General features: G+C 62.9%; 18 protein-coding genes and 1 pseudogene. 14 read left to right on the top strand and 5 right to left on the bottom strand.

The features are described from left to right. The 10 genes and pseudogenes from XI02_RS38010 (at position 1) to XI02_RS37970 (ending at position 10054) form a co-directional block, all read left to right on the top strand. Positions 1–3753, top strand: a complete 3753-nt coding sequence (locus XI02_RS38010) for a nitrate reductase subunit alpha (protein WP_172646827.1) — start codon at positions 1–3, stop codon at positions 3751–3753. Continuing rightward, positions 3750–5270 carry a nitrate reductase subunit beta gene (gene narH / locus XI02_RS38005; protein WP_172646828.1) on the top strand — a complete coding sequence of 507 codons (1521 nt, stop codon included), beginning with the start codon at positions 3750–3752 and terminating at the stop codon, positions 5268–5270. The genes XI02_RS38010 and narH overlap by 4 nt, the downstream gene beginning before the upstream one ends. After that, complete coding sequence (gene narJ, locus XI02_RS38000) at positions 5270–5980, top strand: nitrate reductase molybdenum cofactor assembly chaperone (protein WP_016841351.1); 711 nt, start codon at positions 5270–5272, stop codon at positions 5978–5980. The genes narH and narJ overlap by 1 nt, the downstream gene beginning before the upstream one ends. A gap of 11 nt (positions 5981–5991) precedes the next feature. Next, on the top strand, positions 5992–6717 hold the full coding sequence (gene narI, locus XI02_RS37995; protein WP_016841352.1) for a respiratory nitrate reductase subunit gamma: 726 nt from the start codon (positions 5992–5994) through the stop codon (positions 6715–6717). Between the two features lie 4 nt (positions 6718–6721). After that, positions 6722–7546, top strand: a complete 825-nt coding sequence (locus XI02_RS37990) for a peptidylprolyl isomerase (protein ID WP_172646829.1) — start codon at positions 6722–6724, stop codon at positions 7544–7546. Between the two features lie 9 nt (positions 7547–7555). Next, the gene (locus tag XI02_RS37985) at positions 7556–7894 is read left to right on the top strand and encodes a hypothetical protein (RefSeq protein ID WP_016841354.1); all 339 of its coding nucleotides are present in this window, start codon (positions 7556–7558) and stop codon (positions 7892–7894) included. Positions 7895–7990: 96 nt separating this feature from the next. Beyond that, positions 7991–8101, top strand: a pseudogene (locus XI02_RS46525) (molybdopterin adenylyltransferase); the annotation flags it as partial. Next, positions 8070–8621: a DUF2478 domain-containing protein gene (locus XI02_RS37980; protein ID WP_172646830.1), complete on the top strand. Its 552-nt coding sequence runs from the start codon at positions 8070–8072 to the stop codon at positions 8619–8621. The pseudogene XI02_RS46525 and the gene XI02_RS37980, both read left to right, overlap by 32 nt. Positions 8622–9247: 626 nt before the next feature. Further along, positions 9248–9514: a hypothetical protein gene (locus XI02_RS37975; protein WP_172649049.1), complete on the top strand. Its 267-nt coding sequence runs from the start codon at positions 9248–9250 to the stop codon at positions 9512–9514. Positions 9515–9727: 213 nt separating this feature from the next. Continuing rightward, positions 9728–10054, top strand: coding sequence for a hypothetical protein (locus XI02_RS37970; RefSeq protein WP_018273595.1), 327 nt, complete (start codon positions 9728–9730; stop codon positions 10052–10054). 13 nt (positions 10055–10067) lie between these two features. Here XI02_RS37970 and XI02_RS46100 read toward each other — a convergent pair whose 3' ends face one another. Next, positions 10068–10202: a hypothetical protein gene (locus tag XI02_RS46100; protein ID WP_256438792.1), complete on the bottom strand. Its 135-nt coding sequence runs from the start codon at positions 10200–10202 to the stop codon at positions 10068–10070. A gap of 34 nt (positions 10203–10236) precedes the next feature. Between XI02_RS46100 and XI02_RS37965 the strand changes: the two genes are divergently transcribed. Further along, entirely contained in the window at positions 10237–10917 is a 681-nt protein-coding gene (locus XI02_RS37965; protein WP_026193359.1) for a ParA family protein, read from the top strand. A 172-nt stretch (positions 10918–11089) separates the two neighbouring features. Here the strand turns inward: XI02_RS37965 and XI02_RS37960 are convergent, their stop codons facing one another. Further along, on the bottom strand, positions 11090–11236 hold the full coding sequence (locus tag XI02_RS37960; protein WP_016841361.1) for a hypothetical protein: 147 nt from the start codon (positions 11234–11236) through the stop codon (positions 11090–11092). Between the two features lie 149 nt (positions 11237–11385). Next, complete coding sequence (locus XI02_RS37955) at positions 11386–11682, bottom strand: DUF4282 domain-containing protein (protein ID WP_026193358.1); 297 nt, start codon at positions 11680–11682, stop codon at positions 11386–11388. Between the two features lie 322 nt (positions 11683–12004). On the opposite strand from XI02_RS37955, the gene XI02_RS37950 reads away from it, so the two are divergent. From XI02_RS37950 to XI02_RS37940, 3 genes are all read left to right on the top strand, one after another. Next, positions 12005–12463 (top strand): MaoC family dehydratase, encoded by a 459-nt coding sequence (locus tag XI02_RS37950; protein WP_016841366.1) that lies wholly within the window; start codon positions 12005–12007, stop codon positions 12461–12463. A gap of 8 nt (positions 12464–12471) precedes the next feature. Beyond that, entirely contained in the window at positions 12472–12954 is a 483-nt protein-coding gene (locus tag XI02_RS37945; RefSeq protein WP_016841368.1) for a MaoC family dehydratase, read from the top strand. Between the two features lie 172 nt (positions 12955–13126). After that, the gene (locus XI02_RS37940) at positions 13127–13270 is read left to right on the top strand and encodes a hypothetical protein (protein ID WP_016841369.1); all 144 of its coding nucleotides are present in this window, start codon (positions 13127–13129) and stop codon (positions 13268–13270) included. A gap of 264 nt (positions 13271–13534) precedes the next feature. On the opposite strand, the gene XI02_RS37935 is transcribed toward XI02_RS37940, so the two are convergent. Beyond that, positions 13535–13957 carry a hypothetical protein gene (locus XI02_RS37935; RefSeq protein WP_069276589.1) on the bottom strand — a complete coding sequence of 141 codons (423 nt, stop codon included), beginning with the start codon at positions 13955–13957 and terminating at the stop codon, positions 13535–13537. Positions 13958–14112: 155 nt separating this feature from the next. Beyond that, entirely contained in the window at positions 14113–15054 is a 942-nt protein-coding gene (locus tag XI02_RS37930) for a hypothetical protein (RefSeq protein WP_172646831.1), read from the bottom strand. Positions 15055–15277: the final 223 nt, after the last annotated feature.

Below are 15277 nucleotides of genomic sequence, written 5' to 3'. Positions count from 1 at the left end.
ATGAGCCATTTCCTGGACAGGCTGACATTCTTCACGCGCGCCAGGCCGGATTTTGCCGATGGTCACGGCGTGACGACGACCGAGGACCGCTCCTGGGAGGACGGCTACCGGAAGCGCTGGCAGCACGACAAGATCGTGCGGTCGACGCATGGTGTGAACTGCACCGGCTCCTGTTCGTGGAAGGTCTATGTCAAGGGCGGCATCGTCACCTGGGAAACCCAGCAGACTGACTATCCGCGCACGCGCCCGGACCTTCCAAACCACGAACCCCGCGGCTGTGCGCGCGGCGCCAGCTACAGCTGGTACCTCTATTCCGGCAACCGCGTGAAATATCCGCTGGTGCGCTCGCGGCTGTTGAAGCTGTGGCGCGAGGCGCGCGCTGTGATGACACCGGTCGCGGCCTGGAAATCGATCGTCGAAGATCCGACGAAGCGAGCGGCCTATGTGCAGAAGCGCGGCCTCGGCGGCTTCGTTCGCGCCAGCTGGGCCGAGGTCAACGAGATCGTGGCGTCCGCCAACGCCTACACCGCGAAGACTTACGGTCCGGACCGGGTGTTTGGCTTCTCGCCGATTCCGGCGATGTCGATGGTGAGCTACGCGGCAGGCGCGCGCTATTTGTCGCTGCTCGGCGGCGTCTGCATGTCGTTCTACGACTGGTATTGCGACCTGCCGCCGGCCTCGCCGCAGACCTGGGGCGAGCAGACCGACGTGCCCGAAAGCGCAGACTGGTACAATGCGGGCTTCCTGATCCTGTGGGGATCGAACGTCCCGCAGACGCGCACGCCGGATGCGCATTTCTATACCGAGGTCCGCTACAAGGGCGCCAAGAGCGTCGTGATCTGTCCGGATTATTCGGAAGCCTCCAAATTCGCCGATCTCTGGGTGTCACCCAAGCAAGGCACCGACGCGGCGCTGGCGATGGCTATGGGGCACGTAATCCTCAAGGAATTCCACGTCGATCGGCAGGCCAGATATTTCAACGACTACGCGCGCCAGTATACGGATATGCCATTTCTGGTACGGCTGGTGAAATCCGAGGGACGGCTCGTGCCTGAGCGGTTCGTGCGCGCCTCGGATTTCGCCACTTCGCTCGACGAGGCCAACAATCCCGAGTGGAAGACGGTGGCCTATGACGAGGCGACTGGCGAGATCGTGGTCCCGAACGGCTCGGTCGGATTCCGCTGGGGCGAGCAAGGCAAATGGAATCTGGAGGAGCGGGACTCGAGGAGCCGCGTCACCAGGCTCCGGCTTTCGCTCGCCGACACCAGGGATGAACTTGCCGACGTGGCATTTCCCTATTTCGGCAATCGCGAGCACGACCATTTCAAGGGAACCGACCATCCGGACGTCCTGACGCGCAAAGTCCCCGCCAAGCGGATCCAGCTGAACGACGGCGAGGTGCTGGTGGCGTCGGTCTATGATCTGTTCGTCGCCAATTACGGCGTCGATCGCGGCTTCGGAGGCGAGCACCTCGGCAACACTTACGACGACATCCAGCCCTATACGCCGGCTTGGGCGGAGAGGATCACCGGCGTGCCGCGCGATCAGATCATCGCGGTCGCCCGCGAATTCGCCGCCAATGCCGAGAAGACCGGCGGCCGTTCCTTGGTCATCCTCGGCGCCGGGCTGAACCACTGGTATCACATGGACATGAACTACCGTGGCATCATCAACATGCTGGTGATGTGCGGTTGCATCGGGCAGTCCGGCGGGGGCTGGTCGCACTACGTCGGCCAGGAGAAGCTGCGGCCGCAGTCCGGCTGGACGCCGCTTGCCTTCGGTCTCGACTGGGGCCGCCCGCCGCGGCAGATGAATTCGACCTCGGCGTTCTACGCCCACACCGATCAGTGGCGCTACGAGACGCTCGATGTGAAGGAAATTCTGTCACCGACGGCGCCGCAAGGTCCGTGGGATGGCGCGCTGATCGACTACAACGTTCGCGCCGAGCGGATGGGTTGGCTGCCTTCTGCACCGCAGCTCGAGACCAACCCGTTGGAAGTTTCGAAGCTTGCGGCTGCCGCCGGGCTGGAGCCGAAGGACTACGTCGCTAAATCCCTCCAGTCGGGCGTTCTGAAGCTGTCGTGCGAAGATCCCGATGGCCCGAAGAACTGGCCACGCAACATGTTCGTCTGGCGCTCGAACCTGCTGGGGGCGTCCGGCAAGGGGCACGAATACTTCCTGAAACATCTGCTCGGCACCAAGCACGGCGTGCTGGGCAAGGATCTCGGCGAGGACGGCAGGAAGAAGCCTCTCGAGGTCAAATGGCGCGAAGACGCCCCGGAAGGAAAGCTCGACCTGCTGGTCACGCTCGACTTCCGGATGTCCACGACCTGCATGTACTCGGACATCGTGCTGCCGACCGCGACCTGGTACGAGAAGAACGATCTCAATACCTCCGACATGCATCCCTTCATTCATCCGCTGTCGGCGGCGATCGATCCGGTCTGGGAATCGCGCAGCGACTGGGACATCTACAAGGGGATCGCGGAAGCCTTCTCGAAGGTCGCACCCGAGGTGCTGGGCGTCGAGAAGGACGTTGTCCTCACGCCGATCATGCATGACAGCCCCGGCGAGATCGCCCAACCTTTCGACGTGAAGGACTGGAAGACGGGAGCTATCGATCCGATTCCCGGCAAGACCATGCCGGCGGTGACCGTGGTCGAGCGCGACTACCCCAACCTCCACAAGCGTTTCACGTCGCTCGGACCGCTGATGAACAAGCTCGGCAATGGCGGCAAGGGCATGAGCTGGAACACCGATCACGAGGTCGAGCTGCTCAAGAAGCTGAACGGCGTCGTAACGGAGGAAGGCGCGTCCCAGGGACTTGCCCGCATCGACAGCGCGATCGACGCCTGCGAGGTCATCCTGAGTCTCGCTCCGGAGACCAACGGTGAGGTCGCGGTCAAGGCGTGGTCGTCGCTCGGAAATTTCACCGGGCGAGATCACACCCATCTGGCCGTCCCCAAGGAAGATGAGAAGATCCGGTACCGCGACGTGGTTGCACAGCCGCGCAAGATCATCTCCTCGCCGATCTGGTCGGGCCTGGAGTCCGAGAAGGTCTGCTACAACGCCGGCTACACCAACGTTCACGAATTGATCCCGTGGCGCACGCTGACTGGCCGTCAGCAGCTCTATCAGGATCATCTGTGGATGCGTGCTTTCGGCGAGGGCTTCTGCGTGTACCGGCCGCCGATCGACACCAAGACGGTCAAGCCGGTGATCGACCGCAAGCCGAACGGCAATGGCTCCGTAGTCTTGAACTTCATCACGCCGCACCAGAAGTGGGGCATCCACTCCACCTACACCGACAATCTCCTGATGCTGACGCTCTCGCGTGGCGGTCCGATCGTGTGGATCAGCGAACTCGACGCCAAAGCGGCGGGCATCGCCGATAACGACTGGATCGAGGCCTACAACTCCAACGGCGCGCTGGTCGCCCGCGCGGTGGTCTCGCAACGCGTCCGGCAAGGCATGTGCATGATGTATCATGCGCAGGAGAAGATCGTGAATGTGCCGGGTTCCGAGCAGACCGGCCAGCGCGGCGGCATCCATAACTCCGTTACCCGTACCGTGCTCAAGCCGACCCACATGATCGGCGGCTACGTACAGCAAGCCTACGGCTTCAATTACTACGGCACGGTCGGCGCCAACCGCGACGAATTCGTCATCGTTCGCAAGATGTCGAAAGTCGATTGGCTCGATACGCCTGCTGCAGATCAACCCGGCACGTCCCAGTTGGAGGCCGCACAATGAAGATCCGCGCCCAGATCGCAATGGTGCTGAACCTCGACAAGTGCATCGGGTGTCACACCTGCAGCGTCACCTGCAAGAACGTGTGGACCAGCCGCCAAGGCATGGAATATGCGTGGTTCAACAATGTCGAGACCAAGCCTGGTATCGGCTATCCCAAGGATTGGGAGAACCAGGCGCGCTGGAAGGGCGGCTGGAAGCGCAACCGCAACGGCTCGATCCAGCCGCGCATCGGCGGCAAGTGGCGGATACTGGCGAACATCTTCGCCAATCCCGACTTGCCCGAGATCGACGACTACTACGAGCCGTTCACCTTCGACTACCAGCATCTGCAGCAGGCGCCGGAAATGAAGGCGATGCCGACCGCCCGTCCGCGTTCGCTGGTCTCCGGCGAGCGGCTGGAGAAGATCCAGTGGGGTCCGAACTGGGAAGAGATCCTCGGCGGCGAGTTCGAAAAGCGCTCGCAGGATTACAATTTCGAGGGCGTTCAGAAGGACATCTACGGCCAGTTCGAAAACACGTTCATGATGTACCTGCCGCGGTTGTGCGAGCATTGCCTCAATCCCGCTTGCGTCGCGTCCTGTCCTTCGGGAGCGATCTACAAGCGTGAAGAGGACGGCATCGTCCTGATCGACCAGGACAAGTGCCGCGGCTGGCGCATGTGCGTCTCCGGCTGCCCCTACAAGAAGATTTACTACAACTGGTCCTCGGGAAAGTCGGAGAAGTGCATCTTCTGCTATCCACGCATCGAAGCCGGCCAGCCGACCGTGTGTTCGGAGACCTGCGTCGGGCGTATCCGCTATCTCGGCGTTGTGCTGTACGACGCCGACCGCATCGCGGAAGCGGCGAGCAAGCCTGACGAACGTGATCTCTATCAGGCCCAGCTCGATATCTTCCTCAATCCGAACGATCCGAAGGTGATCGCCGAAGCCGAACGGCAAGGCATTCCGTATGCCTGGCTCGAGGCGGCAAAGGCCTCGCCGATCTGGAAGATGGCGATGGAATGGAAGGTCGCATTCCCGCTGCATCCGGAATACCGCACCTTGCCGATGGTCTGGTACGTGCCGCCGCTGTCGCCGATCACCTCGGCCGCATCCGCCGGCAAGATCGGTCTCGATGGCGGCATGCCGGACGTGAAGTCGCTGCGGATTCCGATGCGCTATCTCGCCAATCTGCTGACCGCGGGCGACGAAGCGCCGGTTACGCTGGCGCTCGAGCGCATGATGGCGATGCGCGCCTATATGCGGGCCAAGACGCTCGACGGCGTCGTTGATGAAGCGATCGCCCGCCGGGTTGGCCTGAAGCCGGCGCAAATCGACGAGATGTACCAGATCATGGCGATCGCCAACTACGAGGATCGTTTCGTGATCCCGACCGCGCATCGCGAACTCGGCGCCGACGCCTTCGACATCCGCGGCTCCTGCGGTTTCACCTTCGGCAACGGCTGCTCCGTCGGCGAGACCGACACCAATCTGTTCGGTTCGCCCCGCAAGGTAAAGAATCCGATGGAGATCGCGTGATGAAGACGTTCAAGGTCCTATCGGCTCTCCTGAGCTATCCGACCGAGGCGCTGATCGAAGCCGCGCCGGAGTTTGCGGCTGTGCTCGATGCCGAGAGACTGGTGCCGGCGGCGTGCCGCGGTGCGGTCGAGGTGCTGATCGAGGAAATCGCCATCGGCGATCTCTACGACCTGCAGGAGCGTTACGGCCTGCTGTTTGATCGCAGCAAGACGCTTGCGCTGCATCTGTTCGAGCATGTCCACGGTGAAAGCCGCGACCGCGGCCAGGCCATGGTCGATCTTAAAGCCATGTACGAGAACGCGGGGTTGGCTATCGCGGCGAACGAACTGCCGGATTACGTGCCGCTGTTCCTGGAATTCCTGGCGACGCAGCCGGTCGCGGAGGCGCGGGAGCTCCTCGGCCAGACCGCACATATTTTTGCGGCACTCGCCGAGCGACTCGGACAGCGTAAGTCGAGCTACAGGGTCGTTTTCGATGCGCTGGTCAAGATCGCCGTCGAAGTGCCGCGTCGCGAAATCGTGGATGAATTGTTGAAGGCACCCGATACCGATCCGACGGATCTGGTTGCGCTCGACGCGGCCTGGGAAGAGGAGGAGGTCCGGTTCGGGCCCGGCGCGCAGGGGGCCGGCGCCTGCGGCCACGAGACCCTGATCGCAAAGCTTCGGCACGCCCGCCGCGCCGTGGGGCCGGCGGCGTCACAGCAGCAATGAGAGGCCAGATCATGCAGACGCTCAACGCCATCGTCTTCGGCTGGTATCCGTATCTCTGCCTCACCGTCTTCCTGTTCGGCAGTCTCGTCCGCTTCGACCGCGAGCAATATAGCTGGCGCAGCGGATCGAGCCAATTGCTGCGGCGACGACAGCTTGTCTGGGGCTCCAACCTGTTCCACGTCGGAATCCTCTTCATTTTCCTCGGCCACTTCGTCGGCCTGCTGACCCCGATCTGGATATTCGACATGCTCGGCGTCTCGCATGGCTTCAAGCAGATGCTGGCGATTGTCGCAGGCGGCGCGGCGGGGCTGATGTGTCTGGCCGGGATTTCGCTGTTGACGCACCGGAGGCTGTTCGATCCGCGCATCCGCGCCAACTCTTCGTTCGGCGACACCGCAATCCTCCTGATCCTGTTCGCCCAGCTGCTTTTGGGCCTGGCCACAATTCCCGTATCGCTCGGGCATCTGGATGGCCACGAGATGGTGAAGTTCATGGGATGGGCGCAGGGCATCCTGACGCTGCAGCCGGGCATTGCCGCAAATATCCTGGACGTGCACCCGATCTTCAAGGCGCATCTCGTATTGGGCATGACGATCTTCCTCGTCTTCCCGTTCACGCGGCTGGTCCATATCTGGAGCGCGCCGGTCTGGTATCTGGGCCGCCGCGGCTATCAGGTCGTGCGCCGCAGCGACGGCGCCTCGCGCGCCGCCGATCGTCCTCTGCAGCCTGCGGAGTAGGACCATGGATTGCTCGCTCACCGACAGCCTTCCCAAGCCGAAGACCATCAGCGTCAATGGCACCGTCATTCCGCGCGAGGCGATCGCGCGCGAGGTGCAGAACCATCCGGCGGAGAAGCCGATCCTGGCCTGGCAGGCAGCCGCACGTGCATTGGTCGTGCGGGAATTGCTGCTGCAGGAGGCGCGGCGGCTCGAAATTTCCGCGGAGCCGCTGCGGGACGCCAAAGGTCGGAGCGAAACCCCCGAAGAGGCGGCAATGCGTGCGCTGATCGAACGGGAGGTCGTCACGCCCGAGCCGGACGATGCCTCATGCCTGCGCTACTATGAACAGAACCAGCGTCGTTTCCGGTCGGGTGATCTGTACGAGGCCGCTCATATCCTGATCGCGACTCCGCGGAATGATGCTGCTGCGCGGAGTGGGGCCCGCGAGACTGCGGAGAAGGTATTGTCGTCCGTGCTGGAAGACCCCGCCCTGTTTGATCAGCTGGCGCGCACCCGTTCCGACTGCCGAACCTCGGCCGAGAACGGAGGCAGCCTCGGCCAGCTGACGCGTGGCCAGACGATCGAGGAATTCGAGGTGGCGCTGGCTCGCATGGACGAGGGTGAGCTCGCCATCGTCGAAACGCGCTATGGCTTCCATATCGTTCGGCTCGATCGGCACGCGCCGGGGCAGGTCCTGCCGTTTGAACTCGCCCGCGAGCGCATCGCCGACTACCTCGCAACAAGCGTGCAGCACCGCTCGCTCGCTCAATATGTTGCTGTCCTGGCCGGCCGTGCAGAGATCACAGGAATTGCACTGGCGGGCGCCAGCTCACCGCTTCTGCAATAGGGAAACACCATGCAGCTCGGGCAAATCATCAGGAATTTCAGCGAACAGGCCGTGGCGGCCGATGCGCTGCTCGGCTGTGGTGATCTCGTTCTGTTGGCGCGCATCGGTGCCGCGGCTGATCGCTTTGACGAGACGCTCGGTGAGTACGCCGCGGGCGCGGTGCGGCGTTTTGCCAACCTTGCATCGAGCGAGGACTGGCTTGCGTTGATGAATACGGTCGAACGCGCCGGTGATCCGGGCTTCCGCTGCCTGACGCACATGCTGCACTGGTCGCTGATGCGGGACGAAGCGCAGGGCGTCGTACCGCACGTGGGATGCTCATGTGCCGGCAGCGGGAGTTGCACATGAGCGACCAGCACGAAATCGGCCGCACGGCTTGTCCCCGCAGCCTTGCGCGAATCAGGGGCAGTCTGGAGCAGGTTCCGACCGCGATCCTCTCGCGGCATCTGTCTCGGCTCCGTCTTCCCGGCCATTCCCTATTGCCTTGATCTGATAGGCGCACGTTCCATTGAGGTGAATCAAGATGTCGGTCACGCTTTCCATCCGGACGCCTGAAGTCGTTCCGCCGCGCACGCCGTCGCTGGCGGCAATCGTTTATCCGCAGAACAAATACCCTGCGGCGGCATTTGAGGCGCTGGTCGCATCGTGTCGTCGCAACAGACTGTCGCTTGCCGGCGTCTTGCAGCACCCGGTTGACGCGGCGTCGGAGCGACGATGCGATGTCCTCCTGGAGGATTTAAGCACCGGTCGTCGCACGTCGATCTATGAGGATCGTGGTGCTGGCGCGTCGGGCTGCCGGCTCGACGAGTCGGCGCTTGCGGAGGTCGCTGCACGGATCGAAGGCAGCCTGGGCGATGCTCCCGATGTGCTGGTGCTCAACAAGTTCGGCAAGGCCGAATGCGGCGGTGGCGGACTGCTCGACCTCATCGCCAAGGCGATGGAGTGCAACATCACCGTCGTGATCGGTGTACCCCAGAGCAATTTGTTTGCATGGCGCGTTTTTGCCGGCGAATTCGGAACGGAGCTATCTGCCGACAGCGGCGAGATCGAAAGATGGGTGGAGGGCCTGCGCTAGGCATCCAGCAGCGGGGTGCGTCAAGAATACGTTTGTCATGTTGCTGAGGTTCGGGACGCCGATTAGGTCAGAGGCTGTCCGGGAAAATCGGAATGGCTGATCTTTTAGTGGGAATTGGCTGACGGCAGTTCGAATTTCGCTCTACCCCTCCGGTCGACCGATCTGCCCTTAATCCATTGCCTCAACTAGCAATTTGAGGCGGTCGTCATCGATCGCCTCTGTAGCTACCACGTAGCTACCACCCTAGCGCCAATTGCAGCGCAGGTAAGGCGGGATGCGGCGGTCCTACTATTTGATAATACTGCAATTTTCGTAGAAGTGGCGAAGATGGCGTAGGTCCGGCGGAGCCCTTACTGTGTCTGTGGAACAGGAGGTCGGTGGTTCGAGCCCACCCAACTGTACCATCCGCAAGATCACTCAGCGCGACATCGCAAGATCAGACCATCGCAAGGTCGCTCGCCCTTATCGCCCGGCGTGTCATCGCGTCCGCTTGCACTTCTCTGCCCTGTCACCCAAACTGACTGACACGACGCCTTAACGACGCCTAGTGACACCTTTTGGGGGGATGCATGGGGACCGCCGGTTCAAGGAGTTTTTCGTTTGCGTTGATTTCAAGCATCGCCTTGGTGGCGCTGCTGCTGCCGGGCCGAAGCGAGGCCTATACGCCGGATCAGCAGCAGGCCTGTACGCCTGACGCGTTCAGGCTCTGTAGCCCCGAGATTCCCGACGTCGATCGCATCACGGCCTGCATGATCAGGAACAAGGCGCAGCTCTCGCCGGCCTGCCGCGTGTTCTTCCGTCCCGAGCCGCGCGAGGCGAGCGAGCGCGTGGAGCGGCGGCCTGCGAAGCGGAAAGTCGCCAAATCGCACAAGGCGAAGAAGCCGGCCCACTGACCTCACTCGCATCGCGCGCAGGCGAGGAGTCACCAGCTTGACGCGCGTCGTCGCGCAATCGTGCGCTTCGCGTGAAAATGCGCGATAGATCGTCCGGCCGCGATTTCAAGCCTGTCATGCGCGACAGACTGACGCCTTGCGACGCTGTCACGCAGTATCATCTGTGGGACTTGTGTGGTTTGCCAAATCCGTTCCGCTCGTGGAACGGATGGAGTGGGACGCGTGAGCGAATACTACAAGCAAGAGATCGATCGGCACTTCGCCTGGTTCGAAGCCAAGCTGCCGGAAAAGCCGGCGCGCTTCGTCGCGTGGCTGCGCAAGCCGTCGTCGCGCTATGTGCGGATTCCGCTCGCGATCCTCCTGATCATCGGCGGCATCTTCAGCTTCCTGCCGGTGCTCGGACTCTGGATGCTGCCGCTCGGACTCCTTTTGTTCGCGCAGGACGTCCCGTTCCTGCAGAAACCGACAGCGCAATTGCTCGGCTGGATCGAGCGCAAATGGATCGAGCGCGAGCGCGCGAAAGCCGCCGGAAAACGCTAGGCCCTGAGTCAAATCAAACGCTTAGCGCTTCCATTTGCGGTTGCGTCATAAGTTCGGTGTGACTCAAAAAGCAAAGCGCACCGGTAATCTTGGCCACTTTGCGGATTGCAAGAAATTTTTTCTTTCGCGAATCAGCGCGCTGATTCATTTTCGCCTCCTGGGGTCAATCTGGAGGCCAACGTATGAACGTGATTGTTTTCGCTTCGCGTAAGGGGGGCTCGGGAAAAAGTACCCTGGCTGCTCACCTCGCTGCGCAAGTGCACAAGGCAACGAAGCCCTGTCTGCTGATCGACGCCGATCCGCAGGGCTCGCTGACTCTCTGGCACAAGCTGCGCGGCACCAACGAGCCGGCGATCAAGACGGCGGTGAACTCGGTCAGCGGGATCATTGCCCAGGCCAAGCGTGAGGGCATCGAGTGGGTGTTCATCGACACGCCGCCGAACCTCTCGGCCGTGGTCGACGACTCCATCAAGAACGCCACGATGGTGATCATTCCGGCGCGGCCCGGCGTGTTCGACGTCAACGCTGTGCAGGAAACCATCCAGACCTGCCGCTCGATGCGCAAGCCCTATGCCGTGGTGATCAACGGCGCGCCCGCGCAGCGTGACGGCGCCGAAAGCCGCATCGTCGCGATCGCGCGCGAGGCGCTGGCGAAATTCCGCGCGCCGGTGTGGAGCGGCCAGATCACCAACCGCGCCGATCTTCTGATGGCGCTCGGCCAGGGTGAAGGCGCCCGCGAATATTATGCGGAAGGCCGCGCCGCCGCCGAGATCAATCGGCTGTGGGCCGCGATCGAGCGCTCGATCAAGGCGATCCGCGGCACGGCGTCGGCGTCCGGTACGATGCACAAGCAAGCGGCGTAACAACGCCGCTTACGTTCGAAATGGAAAGAACGCGCGGCACTCGCGCGTTTTTTGTCGATTGATGGAACGTCATTCCGGGGCGATGCGCGGCATCGAACCCGGAATCTCGATATTCCCCGATGCGCAATCGCGCACCTGCGGTTCTCGCTTCGCGAGCCCCGGAATGACAACCTCACGCCACCATCAGCAGATAGAATGCGATCACCGGCACCAGGGTCAGGATCACCGACCAGATGCCGACAGCCCATAAAATATCCTCAGTCGTAAAGCCCGGCTCGGCACCCGGCCTCACGGCAACAAAGCCATTCCTCGAATTCACGACGCCCCCGCGTTGGTCTTGGCAATGCAGAGGCTGATACGCGAGCGGATTTAAGATCCCGGTCGGAATTTCGCGGGCATTTGCGCGCGGGTGCTACTTCGGATTAACCACGGCATGGGCGGGCCGCGTTCGGCTGGGTGCCGTTCGCCTCAGCGCATTGCTCCGTCCCGGTCGCGGATCGCGCCGAGATGCTCGTTGATCCGGAATACGATCAGGATGAACTCGGCGGCGATGCGCGAGAACACGATGCCGACGAAGACGCTGGCGATCGACGCGAGCAGCTGGATGAAGCCGACGAACGGGCTGATCGCCATCGCGGTGAGGCTCCACAGGATGCCGGAGATCCCGAACAGCACGATGACCGCGATCACCAGCCAGTAGAACGTCTTGATGATCGTGGGCGTGATGAAACGGTCCCACTGAAACAGATCCTGGAAATCGAACATCATGGTTCTCCCGGCCAGCCGAAATATGATTCGCGTCGCGTTCATCCTACTGCGTCACCGCCGGCGCGATCACTTCGTCGTGGAAGCCTGCGCCGCAGGCGTCCATTGGGACGAGGCTATTCGCCGGGCCAATGGTTTGGGACGACGCCAAAGCGCCTCCGCGACCAGAGGGATCGATACCGCAGAAGCCCAATCGGTCTCGCCAAAGGCGAGCCCCCGGACCGGGCGCCGGCGGTCCAGGGGCGAGCTATGCGAGTGGGCCGGTTGTGATTGCCGCAAATAACGGCCACAATCGGGCTTCCCTCCGGCATATCCTCACCCAATGACCACGCTGACCTTCGAAGACTTCAAGCCCGGCCGCTTCGGCACGTTCGGCCCGCGCCATGTTTCACGCGAGGAAATCCTCGCCTTTGCCGCCGAATTCGACCCGCAGCCGATGCATCTCGACGAGGAGGCGGCGAAGAAATCCATGCTCCGCGGCCTGTCGGGCTCGGGCTGGCATCTCGGCTCGCTGATGATGCGGATGCTGTTCGACGGCTTCATCGGCCGCACCGCCTCGCTGGGCGCGCCCGGGGTCAACGAGATGCGCTGGGTGGCGCCGCTGCGTCCGGGCGACGATTTGACGCTGGATGTCGATGTCGTCGAAGCGCGCGTCTCGAAGAGCCGTCCCGAGACCGGCATCGTCACCTTCAAGGGCACGATCCGCAACGCGCGCGGCGAGATGTTGTGCGAGATGGAGGCGCCGATCATGATCAGCCGCCGCGACGCTGCGAGCGCATAGGAGAGGTCATGCGCTTTTTTGAAGATATCGAGATCGGCGCACGGCGCGAGTTCGGCTCCTTCACCTTCACGCCTGAGGACATCAAGCGCTTTGCCGCGCAGTTCGATCCGCAGCGCTTCCATCTCGACGAGGAGGAGGGGCGCAAGTCGCTGTTCGGCGGGCTCGCCGCATCGGGCTGGCATGTCGCCAGCGTCTGCATGAAGCTGCTCGTCGCCGACGGCAAGCGGCTCGCCGCGGAAGCCGCCGCGCGCGGCGAACAGGTCGCGGTCTGGGGGCCCTCGCCGGGCTTCCGCGAGCTGCGCTGGATCCGCCCGGTGCTGGCAGGCGATACCATCAGCTTCACCAACCAGGTCGAGACCAAGCGCACGTCCGAGAAGCGGCCCGAATGGGGCATCCTCCAGGCCCGCAACATCGGCGTCAATCAGCGCAATGAGGTGGTGTTCTCGTTCCTCGCCACCGCCTTCGTGCCGCGGCGGAATCCCGGTTCCTGATGTTGCCCGCACGCCTCTGATGTTGCCCGGACGCCATGGTTAGCAGGTGACTTCTGCCGCCGACGCAGTTGTGCGTTGCGTGGAACTCATTTTTTGCTAACGCATTCTGAACCTTTGTCCCTGCCTTATGGTTTGAGGGCACGGACATCTGGCAAGAATGACTGGGGATACCATGGCAGATCGCAGCGCGCTGAAACTCGTCGGCATCATCTTCGCGACGGTAACGGTTGTGGTGATGCTGGCCACCGGAATGGTCGTGAAGGGCTTTGCCGACGGCAATTATTCCTTCGAGACTACCGCGAGCATCGATCGCTGACTGACCGTCTGTAACTGCCGGCGCTCGAGGGAGCGCCTGGTGCACGCCATTGCGCCTTCCAATGTGACTCGTCGGCTGGCTGCGTCACACTTCTCCTGATCAACCCCGCTTAACGATTCCAGATCAGCACCATCACGACGGTCGCGGCTACCAGGATGCCGATGAACCGGATCATGATCGTGCGCTGAATCGCGGCCGCAAAGCGAAGCCGCCGCCCCCTGTTCAGGAGGCGGCGGCTGCCAATCCTAAAAAGGCGGATCCGGATCAGCTGTTGCGCAGGCCGTCGGCAGCGCGCTTCCACTGCGAGACGTTGTCGGCGATCATGCGCGTCGACTTCATCGCGGCCTGGCTGAGCTGGGCATAGCCGGAGATCTCGCGCTGGACGCGCTGGCCCTCGGCATGCAGCAGGTCACGCAGGCTCTCGAGCTCGCCGATCAGCTTCTCGATCTCGGCGAGCGAGGTGCCGGCGACGCGCTGGATCAGCGAGTTGACGTTGCTGACGGTGGCATCGGTGTTGGTGTCGGTCGGCGCGGTCTCCGGGCTCGCCACCGGCCGGCGCAGATAGGCGATATCGTTGCGCACGAAGTCGCGGATGCCGGCTTCGACTTCCGAGACCGCGGCGAGGTTGGTGTCGACCTCGGACGTCGTTTCGGTTTCGGCTTCCTCGGTACGGTTGGTGGCGTTCATCGGCTTTCCCCTTGTTCGCAATGGCGAAGCGCGGCTTGTCCCCCGCACGACGAATTGATGAAGTTACGGACCTATCAGTGCCGCCGAATTTGACCGCATCTGGGCCAAGTTGCGGCAATGCCTGATCATTTAGCGCGATAGAGCTAACAGACCGTTCACCATGAGCGCTTGTAGCCGGCGCTGATGCTCTTGTTGGTCGCGCCCTGGGAGGTCTCGCCGACCGAGCCGGAGACAGTGACCCCGTCGAACAGCTTCTGCTCGGCGCCGATCCGGCGCAGCCATCTGTCGTCGGAGGTCGATAGCGTCTGGCCTGCCGTGATGCTGGTGCCGGTGTCGTTAACGGACAGGCTCGCCGACTGATCGGTGTCGTAGCTGCGCGAGGGGTGGCTGATGATGCCCGGCACCGGGACCACGCCCTGCTGGATGAGGTTGTAGCCGTTCTGCAGCGTCAGCGAATATTGCTCCGACAGCGGCACCGACTTGCTCAGGGAGGTGCCGACCTTGCTCTGGTCGGCGGAGGGATCGACCCGCGCCTCGACCGAGGTCTTGTCCCAGATCGAGGCCACGCCGCCGGTCGAGATCGCGGCCCAGGCCGTGCCGCCGGACTGCGGCAGGCTGCCGCCATTGGCGAGCCGCTCCGACAATTGCTCCGACGTCGTCATCGTGCCTTGCCTCGCGACCGTCATGTCGGCGCCGATGCGGGTGTCGAGGAAAGGCGAGATCGACTGCTTAACCGACACCGCCGACGAGCCGTTGGCGTTGTTGTTGGTTGACCAGGATGGATCGTTGCCGGCGACGCTGGCGGGCCTCGCCGCACGCTTCGGCGCCAGTGTGGGCAGGCTGGTGGAATCGGTGTCGAGCTGGCTCCAGTCGAGCTTGCTCTCGTCGATGTCCTTCAGGATGTCGGCGTCATTGGCATTGGCAGCCGGCGGCTCCTGGTCGGCAGCAACCTCGGCGTTATCGGCTGCGGTATCCTGGGCGGCGGGAGCGATCTGCCATGGCGGGGTTTGCGCGGCGGCCGACAGCGCCATCGCCAGACCGAAGCCGGCCGCCAGCACCGGCAGCCTTGCCCAGCCAAATCGTAATGTGAAAGTCATTCCCAGCCCGCAAATTCCAGAGCCGCAGCATGCGTTTGCCGTGGCGCAAAATTGTGGCATCGGCGCTCTGAAAGCAAGTGATCAACGCGTGATCGTCATGTCCGGGACAAACGCGCAGCGCGTTCGCGCGGCGCGTCCCGAGCGCGGCCGTTCGGGGCTGGCAAAACAGGCCGCCGCTGCCGGGGCAGTGCCCCGGACATGACGAAGGCGTGAAACCGAAAAG

It is taken from the genome of Bradyrhizobium sp. CCBAU 21365, from assembly GCF_015291305.1.
Taxonomy (GTDB): Bacteria; Pseudomonadota; Alphaproteobacteria; order Rhizobiales; family Xanthobacteraceae; genus Bradyrhizobium; species Bradyrhizobium elkanii.
Note: the sequence above shows the minus strand (reverse complement) of the source record. Positions and strands in the feature narration are given on the sequence as shown.

Excerpts from the sequence above, each read along its gene's own strand:
- XI02_RS37935 (WP_069276589.1), bottom strand. The coding sequence starts at position 13,957 with ATGAACGCCACCAACCGTACCGAGGAAGCCGAAACCGAAACGACGTCC.
- XI02_RS38010 (WP_172646827.1), top strand. The coding sequence starts at position 1 with ATGAGCCATTTCCTGGACAGGCTGACATTCTTCACGCGCGCCAGGCCG.
- XI02_RS37955 (WP_026193358.1), bottom strand. The coding sequence starts at position 11,682 with ATGTTCGATTTCCAGGATCTGTTTCAGTGGGACCGTTTCATCACGCCC.
- XI02_RS37980 (WP_172646830.1), top strand. The coding sequence starts at position 8,070 with ATGTCGGTCACGCTTTCCATCCGGACGCCTGAAGTCGTTCCGCCGCGC.
- XI02_RS37965 (WP_026193359.1), top strand. The coding sequence starts at position 10,237 with ATGAACGTGATTGTTTTCGCTTCGCGTAAGGGGGGCTCGGGAAAAAGT.
- XI02_RS37985 (WP_016841354.1), top strand. The coding sequence starts at position 7,556 with ATGCAGCTCGGGCAAATCATCAGGAATTTCAGCGAACAGGCCGTGGCG.
- XI02_RS37930 (WP_172646831.1), bottom strand. The coding sequence starts at position 15,054 with ATGACTTTCACATTACGATTTGGCTGGGCAAGGCTGCCGGTGCTGGCG.
- narJ (WP_016841351.1), top strand. The coding sequence starts at position 5,270 with ATGAAGACGTTCAAGGTCCTATCGGCTCTCCTGAGCTATCCGACCGAG.
- XI02_RS37940 (WP_016841369.1), top strand. The coding sequence starts at position 13,127 with ATGGCAGATCGCAGCGCGCTGAAACTCGTCGGCATCATCTTCGCGACG.
- XI02_RS37990 (WP_172646829.1), top strand. The coding sequence starts at position 6,722 with ATGGATTGCTCGCTCACCGACAGCCTTCCCAAGCCGAAGACCATCAGC.
- XI02_RS37945 (WP_016841368.1), top strand. The coding sequence starts at position 12,472 with ATGCGCTTTTTTGAAGATATCGAGATCGGCGCACGGCGCGAGTTCGGC.
- narH (WP_172646828.1), top strand. The coding sequence starts at position 3,750 with ATGAAGATCCGCGCCCAGATCGCAATGGTGCTGAACCTCGACAAGTGC.
- XI02_RS37950 (WP_016841366.1), top strand. The coding sequence starts at position 12,005 with ATGACCACGCTGACCTTCGAAGACTTCAAGCCCGGCCGCTTCGGCACG.
- XI02_RS46100 (WP_256438792.1), bottom strand. The coding sequence starts at position 10,202 with ATGAATCAGCGCGCTGATTCGCGAAAGAAAAAATTTCTTGCAATCCGC.
- narI (WP_016841352.1), top strand. The coding sequence starts at position 5,992 with ATGCAGACGCTCAACGCCATCGTCTTCGGCTGGTATCCGTATCTCTGC.